At 65.4% G+C, this 15,177-nt stretch carries 9 protein-coding genes; 5 read left to right on the top strand and 4 right to left on the bottom strand.

Annotated elements, in window-relative coordinates; all coding sequences use genetic code 11:
* Window positions 1-209 precede the first annotated feature (209 nt).
* Window positions 210-1,670 (top strand): molybdate ABC transporter ATP-binding protein ModF, encoded by a 1,461-nt coding sequence (modF, locus tag H7687_RS08940; protein ID WP_183346704.1) that lies wholly within the window; start codon window positions 210-212, stop codon window positions 1,668-1,670.
* 8 nt (window positions 1,671-1,678) lie between these two features.
* On the opposite strand, the gene H7687_RS08935 is transcribed toward modF, so the two are convergent.
* Together H7687_RS08935 and H7687_RS08930 are read right to left on the bottom strand one after the other, a co-directional pair.
* On the bottom strand, window positions 1,679-6,169 hold the full coding sequence (locus H7687_RS08935) for a DEAD/DEAH box helicase (RefSeq protein WP_183346703.1): 4,491 nt from the start codon (window positions 6,167-6,169) through the stop codon (window positions 1,679-1,681).
* Window positions 6,170-6,310: 141 nt separating this feature from the next.
* The gene (locus H7687_RS08930) at window positions 6,311-7,267 is read right to left on the bottom strand and encodes a hypothetical protein (protein ID WP_183346702.1); all 957 of its coding nucleotides are present in this window, start codon (window positions 7,265-7,267) and stop codon (window positions 6,311-6,313) included.
* Window positions 7,268-7,627: 360 nt separating this feature from the next.
* Here H7687_RS08930 and H7687_RS08925 point away from each other — a divergent pair, with 360 nt between their 5' ends.
* Together H7687_RS08925 and H7687_RS08920 are read left to right on the top strand one after the other, a co-directional pair.
* On the top strand, window positions 7,628-7,843 hold the full coding sequence (locus H7687_RS08925) for a tetratricopeptide repeat protein (protein ID WP_183346701.1): 216 nt from the start codon (window positions 7,628-7,630) through the stop codon (window positions 7,841-7,843).
* 10 nt (window positions 7,844-7,853) lie between these two features.
* Window positions 7,854-8,612, top strand: coding sequence for a 3',5'-cyclic-nucleotide phosphodiesterase (locus H7687_RS08920; protein WP_183346700.1), 759 nt, complete (start codon window positions 7,854-7,856; stop codon window positions 8,610-8,612).
* 13 nt (window positions 8,613-8,625) lie between these two features.
* Here the strand turns inward: H7687_RS08920 and H7687_RS08915 are convergent, their stop codons facing one another.
* Both H7687_RS08915 and H7687_RS08910 read right to left on the bottom strand, forming a co-directional pair.
* Window positions 8,626-9,804, bottom strand: a complete 1,179-nt coding sequence (locus H7687_RS08915) for a hypothetical protein (protein WP_183346699.1) — start codon at window positions 9,802-9,804, stop codon at window positions 8,626-8,628.
* A 14-nt stretch (window positions 9,805-9,818) separates the two neighbouring features.
* Complete coding sequence (locus tag H7687_RS08910; protein ID WP_183346698.1) at window positions 9,819-10,328, bottom strand: DinB family protein; 510 nt, start codon at window positions 10,326-10,328, stop codon at window positions 9,819-9,821.
* A 326-nt stretch (window positions 10,329-10,654) separates the two neighbouring features.
* Between H7687_RS08910 and egtD the strand changes: the two genes are divergently transcribed.
* Together egtD and H7687_RS22160 are read left to right on the top strand one after the other, a co-directional pair.
* Entirely contained in the window at window positions 10,655-11,728 is a 1,074-nt protein-coding gene (gene egtD, locus H7687_RS08905; protein ID WP_183346697.1) for an L-histidine N(alpha)-methyltransferase, read from the top strand.
* Window positions 11,725-15,132, top strand: a complete 3,408-nt coding sequence (locus H7687_RS22160; protein ID WP_183346696.1) for an IscS subfamily cysteine desulfurase — start codon at window positions 11,725-11,727, stop codon at window positions 15,130-15,132. The genes egtD and H7687_RS22160 overlap by 4 nt, the downstream gene beginning before the upstream one ends.
* The last annotated feature ends 45 nt before the right edge of the window (window positions 15,133-15,177 follow it).

Genomic DNA, 15,177 nt, shown 5'->3' with positions numbered 1-15,177 from the left:
GAGGGGTGAGCATATCGTGTGCTCACCCCTTGTTTCGTTGTGAGCTGCTCCCATGTTCACATCCCCTCTCCCTCTGGGAGAGGGTCAGGGTGAGGGCAAGATTGCTGCGGAAGCGCCTCCCTCACCCGCCCTTCGGGCACCCTCTCCCGTAGGGAGAGGGGACTCCCCGACTCCAAAGGCTTGAAATCTAATGTGAAAGGGATAGTCAATTGGCTGGGATAAGTCTGCAGCATGTGAAAGCAAGGATTACGGAAGGGAAATGCCTGGAGGAGATTAGGCTGGAAATCGCTCCGGGGCAGCACTGGGCCGTCGTTGGGGCGAACGGGTCGGGAAAATCGGCCCTCGGGAAACTCCTCTGCAACGATCTACCGATCATCTCCGGCACCAGCCGCATCCCCACCCGGTCAGGCTTCGTCTCCTTCGAGAAGATCGACGAGATCCTGGAAAAGGAGCGCTACAACGACGACTCCGACTTCCTGGGCTACGTGACCGAGGGGACCCGCGTCGACACGTTCATCCTCGCCGGCACCGACGCCGACGAGACGCGACTCTCTGAACTGGCGCGGGAGCTTGGCTTCACCAAGATCCTGGAGCGCGGCATCAAGTTCCTCTCCACCGGCGAGATGCGCAAGACCCTCATCTGCAAGGCTCTGTTGCAGGAGCCGGAACTGCTGGTGCTGGACGAGCCGTTCGACGGGCTGGACCGGGAATCATCGGAAGTGCTGCGACAGTTGATCAGCCGCTGCATCGAGCGCGGCATCCAGGTGGTGCTGCTGTTAAACCGCTTCAGCGAGATCATGCCGGAAACTACCCACATCGCATACCTTAAGGAGTGCCGCATTCTCAGGTCGGGGACCAGGGACGAGATGCTGGGCTCGGAGGCGCTGCGCCGGTTCCACGCTTTCCACTACACCCTGCCGGATACGCTGCCGGAGGTCGACACGGCGCGTAGCGCGCCGCCGCTTATTCCCGGTCAGCCGCTCATCGAGATGAAGGACGTGACGGTTCGTTACGGCGAGAAGTACATCCTGAACGGCGTCAACTGGACGGTCAAAGCCGGGGAGCATTGGAAGATCAGCGGGCCCAACGGCTCGGGGAAATCGACGCTCTTGAGCCTGATCAGCGGCGACAACCCGCAGGCCTACGCCAACGACATCAGCCTGTTCGGCCGCAAGAAGGGGAGCGGGGAGAGCGTCTGGGACATAAAGAAACGGATCGGCCTGGTCTCCACCTCGCTGCAGCAGGAGTACCGGGTCGGCGGGACGGTGAAGGTCGTGGTCATTTCCGGGATGTACGACTCCATCGGCATGTACTCGCAGTACACCCTGCACCAGCAGGAGATCGCGCTGAAGTGGCTGAAGCTTTTGCACATGGATCACAGAAAGGAGCACGCCTTCCGGGATCTCTCCTACGGTGAGCAGCGGCTCGTGCTGCTGGCCCGCGCCATGGTGAAGCAGCCGGACCTGTTGATCCTGGACGAGCCGTGCCAGGGGCTGGACGATGTGAACCGGGAGATGGTGCTGAAACTGATCGATCACCTGGGGCGCACCGGCAACACGCAGATCCTCTACGTGAACCACCACGCCGAGGACCGGATCCCGTGCATCGAAAATAGTATGGAGTTGATTCCTGCGGAAGCGGGCGGGTTCACGGCGCGGATCACGTCGTAGCTCGGGCGTCAGGGGTACTGGCGCCAGTATTCCAGCCCGGAGTAGGATTCCTGGAAGCCGAAGCGCCTGAGGGCTTCGGCGTACTCTGATTCCTTGGCGGGGTCGCCGTTGATCCGCTCCACGGTGATGCGCTTCAACGGGTTGAAGTCGCGGCCGACCAGGACCCTGAACAAGGCGAGGTAGCTCTCCAACTGGGGATGGTCCGCCCCGATCCTGAACTCCAACTCCTTGCCGAAGCGTCTCGATATGAGGACCAGGTGCGGGCCGTGGTAGACCAGGTGGGTTGACGGTATGCGGGAAGGGAGCGCCTCGCGCAGACCTTCCAGACCGCTGCCGCACAGCGAGGCGGGATCGGCGGCGTTGAGCCAGAAGATGGCGTTTTGGGGCAGGGCGCGCTCCAGCTGCCGGTACGCCTCCTGCGAGACGAACTGCAGCCCGGGGATGCCGTTAAAGAAGTTGCCGGAGATGATTTCCCCCGACATCTCCATGATGCGCAGGGTCCTGAACAGGCGGCTCCACTGCAGGGAGGGGAGCTCCCGCGTCAACAGCTCCCTGAACAGAATGCCGTAACGCTCCAGCAGCACCCGCACGCGGTCTTTGTTTCTTTCCTCCTTTTCCAATACATCGATATCCGTTTGCGGCCCCGGCAGAAGGAACCAGTTGCCGGGCCCTTCCTGCACGCGGTTCCAACGGCTGCCCGGAGGCCGCCGCGGATGGCGGCCGTGCACCGGATGGCGGTGACCCGCGTCCCCCTGCGGCAGTTCGAAGCGGTTCAGGATTCCCTTGCGCACCGCGGCGAAGGAGTCGTTGCTGACCGCCCCCCTCCAGGCCTCCTGCCAAAGCTCGGTGGTTGCCGTTGCCGCCGTCACTCCCGCTATGGAGCAGATCGCGCTCAGGTTGTAGTGCCCCCGGTCATCCGGAATCAGTGCCGGGTGCTCCGGTTCCCTAGCCACGGTCCCGCTGTCATCCTGGTCCTGGAACAGGTCGAGGTCTTCCGGGAAAGCGAAGGAGAGCCGTTTGGGGCCGCAGCCGAACCAGAGCAGATCGCTGCTCTGCATCAGGCTGTCGAGCCAGGCGCCAAAATAGGGGACAAGGCGAGCCGGAAGGACATCCTCCTCCCAGAGCCCCACCGGAAGCGGCACGCCGAGCAGTTGCTCGAACCGGTCGCGCAGGTCTTCGGGCGTCCCCGCCGGTTGCACGATACCCTGGAATTGCGCCAGGAACAGGGGTAGTTGAGCGAGGTCCAGCGCCTCGAAGGCCGGCCTTCTGGACCTGCGCAGCATCCGCAGCAGGGTCTCCAGGTTCACCGCATCGCAAACCTCAATCTCGGCCGCGCTCTCGGTGAATTGGTCGATGAGGACGGCGCCGGTTTCCTCCAGGCTTTGCAGCGCGTCGCGCAGCAGGCCCTCCTCAAGCCCCAGGGTACGCTGCAGCACGGGCAGTCCTAGCGGACCGTAGTAGCCCAGCCACCTTGCCAAGATCCTTGCCGCACCGGGTTCTTCCTCGTCCCCGGCCCCGGTCGCAGCTGTGCTTTTTTGCCACAGCCGGTCGAGCGACTGCTGCAGCAGTCCGGGCAGACGCGGGTCGGCAACCAGCGGCGTCACGGCCATTTCTTCCCGCCTTCGTTCCAGTCCCTGCGCGATCTCCGGGATCATCTCCAGCGCCGCGACCAGTGGCGCCTCCGCTGCAGGAAGCTCCAGAAGGACCAGCCGCTCCGCGACCTGCGGCAGCAGCTCCTCTTGGCCGGGACCGCCGTCACGGGCGACGGAGCGCAACAACTCCGGCCATTCCCGGAGCGGCACCAGCAACCTTTCCTTGACCCAGTCGATCAACTCGCGTGCCGAATCCGGGGCGTATCCCGGCGCCAACCGCTGCCGTTTCTCCTGGAACTGGCGCACCAGCTCCGGGGGGAGGTGCGGCCGCAGGTGAGGAGAGAGCGCCAGTTCTTTGAGGAAGTCGCTGCCGATGGCCGACTTCCGGCCGCCCCCCAGGGTGTCGTCCTCGTAGACGTACTTGTTGGTCTGCTGCCAGATCAGCCCCTTGGCAAAGGGAGAGGCCTCCTTGGTATGCACCCGGCTGACTTCGATGCTGCCGTCCTGGATCTCATCCAAAAGCTGCTTCAGACTGCCCAGGTCGAAATCGTCCTTGAGGGCGGAGCGCCAGGTTTCCAGCAGCACCGGGAAATCGCGGTAGCGCAGCACCGAGGCAAGCAGCTTCTTGGAGCGGAGCCGGTTCAGCCACAGCGGCATCCTTCTTTTGAAATTACTCCGCGACAGGAGCAAGGCCCGACCGGCGTTCTCGCGGAACCGGGCGCCGAAGTAGCCGGTCCCCTCCAGCGACTCCCTGAGCAGGGATTCGACGTTGTCCGGCATGACCAACTCGAGGATCTCGTCCAGTTGTTCCATTTCGTGGGGGAGCAGCAGCGCGATGCCGTCGTTGTTGTAGAAGGCCTGCAGCGGGTAGCCGTAGTGCCGCTCCCAGGCCGCGACCAGCGCGAAGGTGAAGGGACGGTTCACCGCGTTGCCCCACAGTGTGTGCAGGATGATCTGCTCTGTTTCGGCCCCGCCGACCGGGTCCCGGAAATGTTCCACCAGCAGGTGGTGGCGGTGGGGCAGGGGAGCGCCCGTGGCTTCCCTTTGCCGTTCGAGGTAACTCTCCAGCGCCTTCGCCGCGCCCTCATCCATGAAATGGCGCTGCATCAGTTCTTCGACCAGGTCCTGCCGTCCCAGCCGCCCATCGCAGGACTCCAGGAATGACGAGATTCTCTTGGAGTAGAAGAAGTCGCGGTCCAGTTCCTCGGCGCGCCAGAAGGGGATGATCTGCTGGGACTTGCGGGCCGGGACTACCAGCACGGTGCTGTGGCTGATGTCGGTGATCTGCCAGACCTGGGCCCCGAGCGCGAAGGTGTCGCCGAGCCTTCTCTCCCATACGAACTCCTCGTCGAGTTCGCCGATCTTGGCGCCACTCTCTTTGAGCCGCAACTCGTAGTACCCCCGCTCCGGTATGGTCCCCCCCTCCAGGTAGACCAGCATGGAGAGGGCAGCACGGGTGACGATGGTCTCTTCCAGCCGGTCCACCGTGACGCGCGGGCGCAGCTCCGGCACGTGGGAATCGGCATACTTCCCCTCCAGCATGCCGATGACCAGGTCGAACTGCTGCCGGGACAGGTTGCGGTACGGGTAGCTGCACCTGAGAAAATCGTAGAGCTCGTCCAGGTGCCACTGCTCGGGGAGCCCCATGGCGAGGACGATCTGGGCCAGCAGGTCGAGCGGCGCTTCGACCGGGTGCAGTTGCTCGATCTCGCCCTCGGCGATGGCGCGCGCGATGACGGCGGCGCAGACGAAGTCCATGCCGTAGGTGGGAAACAGCATGCCGCTACTCACCTCGCCCACGCCGTGCCCGGAGCGGCCGATGCGCTGGATGGCCGAGGAGATGGAGCGCGGCGTCTGGATCAGGACCACGCTGTCCAGCTTGCCGATGTCGATCCCAAGCTCCAGCGAGTTGGTGGCCACGATCGCCTTCAGTTCGCCGCGCTTGAGGCGGTCCTCGACGGCCAGGCGGATCTCCCGGGACAGCGAGCCGTGGTGCGAATAGGCAAGCTCTTCCCCCGAGAGCTCGTTGATGAGCCGGGTCACCTTTTCCGTGGTCCTGCGGCTGTTGGCGAAGAAGAGCGTGGAACGGTGTCTGGTGATGATGTCGGTGAAGCGCTCCACCAGGCCGGGCCAGAAATCCTCCTCGGCGCCGGAGAGCGCCGCCGCGGGGGCGCTGATCTCCAGCTCGAAGCGCTTCTCCTGCTCGCCGCGGACCAGCGAGATCGGGCGCGGCTGGTGGCGCTGGCCGACCAGGCGCAGCCCCGCCACGAAATCGGCGACCGTTTCCAGCGGGCGCACCGTGGCCGACAGGGCGATGCGCTGGAACTCGCCGCTTAACAGCGTGAGCCTTTCCACAGCCGTGATCAGGTGGGTGCCGCGCTTATCGCCGGCGACCGCGTGGATTTCGTCCAGGATAACGGTGGCTACTCCGGTGAGGGTGGCCCTGCTCCCCTTGGAGGTGACCAGGATGTTGAGGCTCTCCGGGGTGGTGATCAGGATCTCGGGGGGGTGACGCAGCATCCTGCGCCGTTCGTCGCCGGGGGTGTCACCGCTTCTGGTCTGGACGGCGATGGCGGGGAACTCCTCCCCGTGGGCCTGGAAAAACTCGCGCAGTTGGCCGAGCGGGGCGAGCAGGTTGCGGCGTACGTCGTTGTTGAGAGCTTTCAGGGGCGAGACGTAGAGCACCCTCGTTTGGCCGCGGGACCAGGCGCCGGTCACCAGCTGGTTGATGGCCCACAAAAAGGCGGCCAGTGTCTTGCCGCTGCCGGTCGGCGCGGTGACCAGGACGTGGCGTTCCCGGCTGATCTCGTCCCAGGCACGCACCTGTACGTCGGTGGGGCCTCCCACGTTCTCGATGAACCATTGCTGGATCAGCGGGTGGAAATGTCTCAGTACGGATGGCGGCATAGCTATGACTTTAGGCTACAAAGGCGCTTTGTTCAAGGCGGGGCGTTGCTGCACATAGAAGCGCAGGTGCTGAAAGCGAAGCCCCCTTCCTCCAGCGGGGGGAAGGGGGCTCTATGAGATCCGGTCGTGACGTTGTGCAGGCTACTCCGTACAGAGTTGCCATTCACTGCTCTCGTTGGTGAGGGCGGTGACCGTGGTGCCAGTCGAACTGAAGGTGAGCCTGGCTTTGGTGCAATGGGCGCCGGCGGCCTGGAACACCCCCGTGGTGGGGACGCCCGAGAATGAGCTTACCGTCAACGGTGTCGGTGTGGTCACCTCTACGTATCCGTAGCTCGGGTGATAGTAGACCCCGGTGATGGCGAGCGTGTTCCCGGAGAAGGTATACGTCCAATCTTTAACCCAGTGGTTGGGGCTGCCGTTGACGCTTAACGTGCACGACATACTGAGCGTCTCGCTGGTGGTGGTGGCCCTGAACGCGAAGGAGCCGTACATGGTGGCGGTCCCCTTGGCCGTGTCGGCCGAAAGCGGGGCGAAATCCATCGTGATGGAGTCGTAGCTGCCGGTGGCGGGGTTGTAGATGCCGGTCATGGCGACATTCCCGGTGATGGTCGGGCCGTTACTCAGGCTCTGGTACTTGTTGAAGGTCATGGTGCCGGTGAAGTTGCCCGTGCTCTCGTTGAGGTTCATGCTGACTGCTGCTGATCCTCCCACCGCACCATAGACCGTGCTGCTGGCGGCGACGCCGGGGATCGGGGGGGCCTGCTTCACGCGGGCCAAGGCTTGCGGAATGCTACCCCGGACGGTGGCGGCGATCTCGGGAAGGGTGGTCAGCTTGCCGCCGGGACTGTCGTCATGTTGCACCATGACCCCGATCACGTTGGCGGACGAGCCGATACTGCCGGCCGCGTAGGCATCGGTAGTAAAGGCGACGGCATTGCTGGTGGTGATGCTCGCCCTGGCGGTCTGGCCGGTGTATTTGGAGTGGTCTACGGGCTGATCGCCACCCCCTCCTCCGCCACCACCACAGGCTGCCGACAGACCCAGTGCGACTACGATGAATGCATCCCGGCACATCCTCTTCAACTCGCTCATCGTCATGACCTCCTCCGCATGTGTAGGTTTGCCTGTTCCAGGGGCCGCAAAGAGTGGCACCAGTACCGGCGTGAGAACTGCTCTCGTTTATGGTGAGATTATATATTTTTAATCTAAGTTTTTCATGTGACCGTCATCACCACTGCAGCATATTATGGTGCCACACAATGCTAGGAAGAAATTAATAAAAAACCTGAACGGCCGGCAGGTAATGTCTCAAGCTCCCCTGGGTTCGAGCCGAAAAATAACGGGTGGACCCTCCGGAAACGAAAAACATTTACATGGGTTCTCTCTTAATGGTAATGGTGCCTCCTGCTGGTGCTGTCCGGATAGGTCACCGCAGCAATGAAACCTGAGGAGGTCACTATGAAGAGAGTGGTACTGGCGGTGCTGCTGTTGGCAGCAGTTGGTGGCTGTGCCGGAGACAAGGGCAAGGAACTGTTCGACACGGCACAATTCGAGGAGAAACAGAACAACCGGGAGCACGCGAAGCAGCTGTACCAGGAAATCGTCGCCAAGTACCCGGATAGCCCGGTGGCCAAGCAGGCGCAGGAGAGACTGGCCGCGCTGGGGGGGAAGTAGAGGAGATGCCGTGAAGTTACGTGTACTAGGTTGTTCCGGTGCCGAGTTTCCCGGGCACAGCCCGTCGGGTTTCCTGATCGACGGCACCCTGCTGCTTGATGCCGGCACGGTGGGCGCCGCGCTCGACCAGGAGGAGCAGCGCAGCATCGAGCACATCCTGGTAACCCATTGCCACATGGACCACGTCCGCGGGATCCCCTTCCTGGCCGACAACATCGTGGTATCGGGCTCCTCTCAGAAGGTGCAGGTGCTCGCCAGCGCCGAAGTCATCGCCGCCATCGGCTCCCATCTGCTGAACGGGCTGATCTGGCCCGACTTCACCAGGATCCCGACGCCGCAGGACCCGGTGCTGAGCTACCGGGAAGTGCCGGTGGAACGGGAGTTCCAGGTTGGCGAGTACACGGTGCTGGCGTGCCGCGTCAATCATCCGGTTCCGGCGCTGGGTTACCGCGTTACCCGGGACGGCACGTCGCTACTGTACACCGGGGACACCGGCCCCACGCAACGCATCTGGGAACTGGCCGGCGCACTGGATGCGCTGGTGGTGGAGGTGTCCTTCCCGACTGCCATGGAGGAAATCGCCCTCATGACCGGGCATCTTACCCCGGCCCTGCTGGCCAGGGAGCTGGCGAAGCTCCCATGTCCCCCCCGGCGGGTCCTGATCACCCACCTGAAGCCGCAGTATGAGGAGGCCATCAGCAGCGAACTGGAGTCGCTGGCTATCCCGGGACTGGAACTGTTGCAGGACGGCGCCACCTATCAACTGTGATGCGGCGGCTGAATCAGTTGGCCCTGAGAAACTGCCCCGGGGCGAGGCTCGTGGCGAGCATGACCATGTTGATGTCGCCGTGGGACCTCCAGTGCTCGGTCCCCTTTCTCTTTTCCTCGATCCAGAAACGCTCAATTTTTCCCGACATCTTTTGAAACCACAGCATTGCTTCGAGCCGGGGCTGCAGCCACTCTGCCAGTTCGCCCCCGCGCACGTCCGGATATTCCTCGAAGAGCCGGGCCAGTCGCGCGGTTCCCTTCAGGCCGATGGATAGGCCGAGCTCGCGAAACGCCAACCGGTACTTGGCGGGCTGATCGATGAAGCCTGGGCCCAGGTCTTCCAGCGACAACAGAGCGTCGTTTACCATGCACTGGAACAGGGCGAGGTCCTGGAAGGCCTCGTTGATGATGAGTTCGCCGGTCCGGCAGGCGTCGACCAGGATGCCGCCGATGCCGAGGCTGTCGCTGGTGCTGAAGTCCCGGCTGCGGCACATCTGCGTCAACTCCCCGATCTCCCGTCCCAGCTCCGGCAGCTCCTGGTCGGGGAAATGGCGGGCGGCGCAGACCATCTCGCAACAGGTCACCAGGCCGTCCAGCGGGTCGTGCTGGCCCACTGAGGGGACCAGGGAGCGCCTGAGGTCGCCGCTCATCTTCCAATGCAGCCCCAAGGCCCCGTCGGGCCCGTCGCTGAAGCGGAACGCCCGGTGCGCAGTCTGCGCGAGTTCCATGCCCCAGCGCAGGTAGCAGGCCTCCCCGGTGACCCGGCTGGTGCGGGTCAACGCCCGCATCCACTTGGTCAGGTAGTGGTAGTATTGTCCATCCCGCTCCCATTCCAGGCGCTCGTCCATCGGCTCGTCCGGTGCGCGCTCTTCCATCTTTTTGCCGATGCGCAGTCCGCCCCGGGTGGGATGCCGCTCACCTGCCTCTTCGCTGAGCCCGCTGAGCCACCCGCTTTTCGCCGTGTCCGGCCGGTGCCGCCCCAGAGTCTGGTGTACCTGGTCCACCAGCCGCAGTGCCAGCAGCAGCCACTTCTCGTCCTGGCTGTGATGGTAAAGCTCCAGGAAGTTGCACACCGCGAAGGCGTCGGTCCAGAGATAACGGCGCTGCGGCTTGTCCTCCCTGGATACGCCGGTCTGGGCCGCGAAATCGAGCATGATCTCTCCGGCCAACGTGACGCTTTCCTCTTTGTCCATGTCGGCTCCCTTGATCAGTCGGCGCTTCCGGTGAGGTAGCGGTTGTGAGCGGGCCACAGCCCCATGACCTGGCGCAGGATGGCGATCTCCCCGATGTGGTAGGCGTTGTGGTCCGCTGCGAGCAGCACCTCTCTGAAGATGCTGTACCCCGGCGCGTGCGGCAGCGGGGCCATCAGGTCGAGCGTTTCGTCCCGGACCAGGTCCTTGAGCGCTTCCAGGTCGGCCAGAAAACGGTCGCAGCTCTCGCGCCAGCCGGCCTGGTCCGTGGTCCGGTCCGGTGCCGGACGGTAGCCGGCGGGATATTCGGGGGAGCGGTGAGCGGGGGTCCTGATGAACTCGAGGATGTCCCACTGGGCGATGCGCAGATGTTCCACGAAATGCCACAGCGAGTAGGGCGTGTTGGCTGCCTTGGCGTTGATGGATTCCGGCGGCAGGTCCGCCAGCACCTCTTTGAAGTCGAAGTGGGCATTGCCCCCCTCAAGCAGTGCCAGCAGTTCCTTTCTCATAGTCGCTTCGCCTGTCATATCGATCCTCCTCCCGTTGCGAAATCCTTTTAAATCCCGCCGTTGCCCAGCGGTGTCCGGTTACTCTCCCCCTCCCTCTACGGGCCTGCGCGCCGAAGCGCTTCGTCCCGCGAAGGCGGGAGGGGGCAGGGGGGTGGGTGACCTCGCCATGACGGTAAATGTGGCACCTGTCCCAACCCCCTTACCCCCTCCCGCGAGGAGGGGGTGTTTTGCTGTTGCGGCCGGTTGCAAAAGCTTCCCGCTCGTCGCCGGTTCGTTGACGCAGAAGATTAATTATTTATAATCTTTTGATCTTTTTGCAAGTGGCAATGAGCCAGGAGGGAACAATGGATGCTTTTTTCGCCTCGCCCGAACCGCACCTCTGCCGTAACTTGCGCGACGCCTGCCTGAGGCGCACCCCCACCATCGTGCAGTCCTCGCCCGGTCTCGATCCCATCGTGGATTTCGCGCGCTCCTGCGTGCGCGGCTTGTACGCCGACCCACGCACCTTGGAAAGCCGCTTCCTCTACGACGCGCAAGGAAGCGCCCTCTTCGAAGAGATCACCCGGCAGCCCGAATACTACCTCACCCGCACCGAAGCCGCGATCCTGGCCGCCCATGCCGCCGAGATACGGGAGTTGACCGGGCCGACGCGGATCCTGGAACTGGGATCGGGAAGTTCGCTGAAGACGGATCACCTGTTGAAGGCCTGGCTGGAGCGCGGCGGTCCCACCCGCTACTATCCCGTCGATGTCAGCTCTGCCGCGCTTTCCGCCGCCTGCGCCGGTATCAGGTCCAGGTTCCCGGCGGTGGAGATGGTGGGTATCCAGTGCCAGTACCGGGAGGTTTTCCCCCTGCTGGCGCAACTCTCGCCGGTGCTGGTCGCCTTTTTGGGGAGCAGCATCGGCAACTTTGCACCCCCGGAGATGCTTGCCTTTGTCCGCACCCTGGCTGCGGCGCTGCGCCCGGGGGACTTCTTCCTGCTCGGGGTGGACCTGGTCAAGGAGCGCTCCATCCTGGAGGCGGCGTACAACGACCAGGCCGGGGTCACCGCGCGTTTCACCCGCAACCTCTTCGTCCGCATGAACAGGGAACTGGACGCCGGCATCGATCTGGACGCCATCGAGCATGCGGCCTGGTACCGCCAGGACCAGGAACTGGTCGAAATCTCGGCGCGCTTCACCCGGGAGCAGAGCTTCCGGCTGACTCCGCCGGGGCGGGTGATCACCATGGGGCAGGGGGATCTGGTGCGGACCGAGATCAGCCGGAAGTTCCGCATGGAGCGGGTGATCCCGGAACTGGAGGGCTGCGGCTTTGCCGCGGAAAGGGTCTTCACCGACTCTCAGCGCTGGTTCGCACTGCTGCTGCTGCGCCGCCGTCCCCTGTACTCGCCGCGCCGGGCCGGGAAGAGGCCGTTATGAGCGGGGAGGGGGTGGAAAAAAGGGACGGCTTGTGCGGTATCTGTCCGGCCGGGTGCTTCGTCACGGCGACCCTGAGGGAGGGGCGGCTGATCGGCGTGGAACCGCAGTCGGGTACGCCGCTGGGGATGCTGTGCCGGATCGGTCGTCATTCGCCGCAGATCGTCCACGACCCGGACCGCCTGCTCTACCCGCTGCGGCGCCGGGGCGCCAAGGGGGGCTACGACTTCGAGCGGATCACCTGGGACGAGGCCTTCGACACCATCGTCTCCCGGCTGCAGCAACTGAAAGAGGAGCGGGGTCCGGAAGCGGCGGCGATCTACACCGGCCGGGGCAGCTTCGACATGGCGCTGTGCGACCTGTTCCAGCCCGCCGACGCCGCGGTCTCCTCCGCCTCCAGCGTCCTTTTCCCCTTCGGATCCCCCAACACGCTCGGCGTGGGGGCCCTCTGCTACGTCTCCTTCGCCATGATCGCCCCGCACGTCACCATGGGGGAGATGCTGATCACCATGGAGACCGACCTGGAGCAGGCGGAGCTGATCGTCCTCTGGGGCGCCAACCCCGCCACCGACTCACCGCCGCTGGCGCACCGGCAGATCCTCCAGGCCCGGCAGCGCGGCGCCCGGGTCGTCGCCATAGACCCGCGCCGCGGCGAGACGGCGCGCGAGGCGCAGGCACTCTGGATTCCCATCCGCCCCGGCACCGACGGGGCGCTGGCGCTCTCCCTGATCGAGGTTCTGGTCGAGGAGGAGTTGTACGACGAGCGCTTCGCCAGGGAGTGGACGGTGGGGTTCGAGGACCTGTGCACCCTGGTGCAGCACTACCGCCCCGAGGCGGCGCAGGAGATCACCGGGGTCCCCGCCGCTACCATCCGGGAACTGGCGCGGCAGTTGGCGGCGGCCCGGGGCGCCGTGCCGGTCATGTACACCGGCCTCGAGTACTCCGACAGCGGCGTCCAGGCCATCCGCGCCGTCTTCACCCTGTTCGCGCTGGCGGGGCAGCTGGACGTTCCCGGCGGCCTTTTGTTCCGCATGAAGGAGAACATCTTTCCCCAGAACCGCTCCCAACTCATCGCCAACCCCGACCTGAAACGCGCGCTGGGGCGCGACCGTTTCCCGGTGTACAGCTCCTACCGCGGCGAATCCCACGCCTCGGTACTCCCCGAGGCGGTCCTGGAGGGGAAACCGTACCCGATCCGCGCCCTCATCGTCCTCGGGGGCTCGCTGATCACGGCCTGGCCCGATCCGGAACTGTGGCGCCGGACCCTGGGGGCGCTTGATTTCCTGGTTACCATCAACCGCTACCACACAGCCGATTCCGCCTACGCCGACATCGTCCTCCCCGCCACCACCTACTACGAGAACGTTTCCTACATGCGCTACGGCCCGCTGTTCAAGGTGAGGGAGCGCCTGGTCGAGCCGCAGGGGGAGGCGAGAAACGACTTCTTCATCCAGGCCGAGCTGGCCCGGCGCCTGGGCTACGGCGATCTCTACCCGCAAGACGAAGAGGAACTGCTCCGCTGCGCGCTGGCCGGTTCCGGGTTCACCCTCGAGGAGGTTCGGGCCGCGGGAGGGGAGGCGCGGGTGCCGACGGTAATGATGCAGTACAAGAAGTGGGAGAAGGGGCTGCTGCGCCCCGACGGTCAGCCCGGCTTCAACACCCCCAGCGGCAGGTTCGAGATCGCTTCGTCGATCCTGGCCGAGCACGGCTACCCGCCGCTGCCGGTCTACACCGAGCCCGGCGAGGGACCGCTGGCCGATCCGGTGCTGGCGCGCGATTACCCGCTGGTGTTCAACTCCGGGGCGCGCAACATGCACGACTTCCGCAGCCAGCACCACGGCGTGGCCGATCTCTCCGATCCGCTCCCCGAGCCGCCGGTCACCCTGAACGCCCGGGACGCGGCGGAGCTCGGGGTGGCGGACGGCGAGCGGGCCTGGGTGGAGACGCCGCGGGGGAGGGCGCTGTACCGGGCCCAGGTGACCGACGACATCGCGCCGGGCTGCATCGACGCCGCCATGGGCGGGGGAGGCCCGCTGGGGCCGCAGGCATGGCAGGAGTGCAACGTGAACCGGCTCACCGACCCCAACCGCTACGACCCCATCTCCGGGTTCCCGGTCTACAAGACCCTGCTCTGCCGTATCGTCAAGGCCGGGGAGCAGGGGGGGATCCCGGCCCGTACCGGCGAGGCGGCGCCCGCCGCCTGTGCGGTCGAGCCCGGGCCGCTCCCGGCCGCCTCACCGCAGCGCCTGGTCTACCTGGACCACAACGCCACCACGCCGGTGCACCCGGAGGTGCGTGAGGCGATGCTCCCCCTGCTCACCGACGACTTCGGCAACCCCTCCAGCATCCACGCAGCGGGGAGCCGCGCCCGCAGCGCCCTCGACGCCGCCCGGCGCGTCGTGGCCCAGGCCCTGAACTGCACCGCGCGCCGCATCGTCTTCACCGGCGGCGGCTCGGAGGCGGACAACCTCGCCATTCGCGGCGCGGTCATGGCCGGTGACGGTCACCGGCGCCACCTGGTCACCAGCAGCGTCGAGCACCCCGCCGTGCTCAACACCTGCCGGGCGCTGGAAAAAAGCGGCTGTGAGCTCACGGTGCTGCCGGTGGACGCCGAGGGCGTGCTGCGACCGGAGACCCTGGAGCGGGCCCTGCGTCCCGACACCCTCCTCGTTTCCGTGATGCTGGCCAACAACGAGACGGGAGCGCTGCAGCCGGTGGCGGAACTGGCGGCCATCGCCCACCGCCACGGTGCGCTCTTTCACTGCGACGCGGTGCAGGCCCTGGGGAAAGTGGAGCTCGACGTCGAGCAGTTGGGCGTGGACCTGCTGACGCTCTCCTCGCACAAGGTGCACGGGCCCAAGGGGGTGGGGGCGCTCTACGTCGGGCGGGAGGTGCGGCTGGAGCCGATGGTCACCGGGGGAGGGCAGGAGCGGGGGCTGCGCGCCGGCACCGAGAACGTCCCCGGCATCGTCGGCTTTGCCAAGGCGGTGGAACTCGCCCTGCAGAGGCTGCACGCCGGAGAGCAGCAACGGCTGGCCCGACTGCGGGACCGGCTGGAACAGGGGATCCTGGAGATGTTGCCGGGAGCGCGGCGCAACGGGCCGGCGCTGCTGCGTCTTCCCAACACCCTCAACATGGAGCTCCCCGGCATCCGGGGGGAATCGCTGGTGCTGCACCTGGACCGGCACGGGATCGCGCTTTCCTCCGGCTCGGCCTGCAAGTCCGGCAATCCCGACCCGTCGCACGCGCTCCTCGCCATGGGGCTCACGCCGCAGCAGGCGCACTGTTCGGTGCGTTTTTCGCTGGGGTGGTCCAACAGCGAGGAAGAGATCGACTACGTGCTGTCCTGCCTGGGGAAATTGCTGCGCGAGACCGCCGAGACGGTGCGCTTCGTTCCCTGCCGCTAGCGGCGGGAGAGGGCGACCTGCTGGTGGCGGAAGCGTGACGGGAGG

Origin of the sequence: Geomonas paludis (assembly GCF_014193585.1) — a bacterium.
GTDB lineage: Bacteria > Desulfobacterota > Desulfuromonadia > Geobacterales > Geobacteraceae > Geomonas > Geomonas paludis.
This window is presented reverse-complemented; position numbering and strand designations above follow the sequence as displayed.

Coding starts and splice junctions, on each gene's coding strand:
- H7687_RS08910 (WP_183346698.1), bottom strand. CDS start 10,328: ATGACAGGCGAAGCGACTATGAGAAAGGAACTGCTGGCACTGCTTGAG.
- H7687_RS08915 (WP_183346699.1), bottom strand. CDS start 9,804: ATGGACAAAGAGGAAAGCGTCACGTTGGCCGGAGAGATCATGCTCGAT.
- H7687_RS08925 (WP_183346701.1), top strand. CDS start 7,628: ATGAAGAGAGTGGTACTGGCGGTGCTGCTGTTGGCAGCAGTTGGTGGC.
- H7687_RS08930 (WP_183346702.1), bottom strand. CDS start 7,267: ATGACGATGAGCGAGTTGAAGAGGATGTGCCGGGATGCATTCATCGTA.
- egtD (WP_183346697.1), top strand. CDS start 10,655: ATGGATGCTTTTTTCGCCTCGCCCGAACCGCACCTCTGCCGTAACTTG.
- H7687_RS08935 (WP_183346703.1), bottom strand. CDS start 6,169: ATGCCGCCATCCGTACTGAGACATTTCCACCCGCTGATCCAGCAATGG.
- H7687_RS22160 (WP_183346696.1), top strand. CDS start 11,725: ATGAGCGGGGAGGGGGTGGAAAAAAGGGACGGCTTGTGCGGTATCTGT.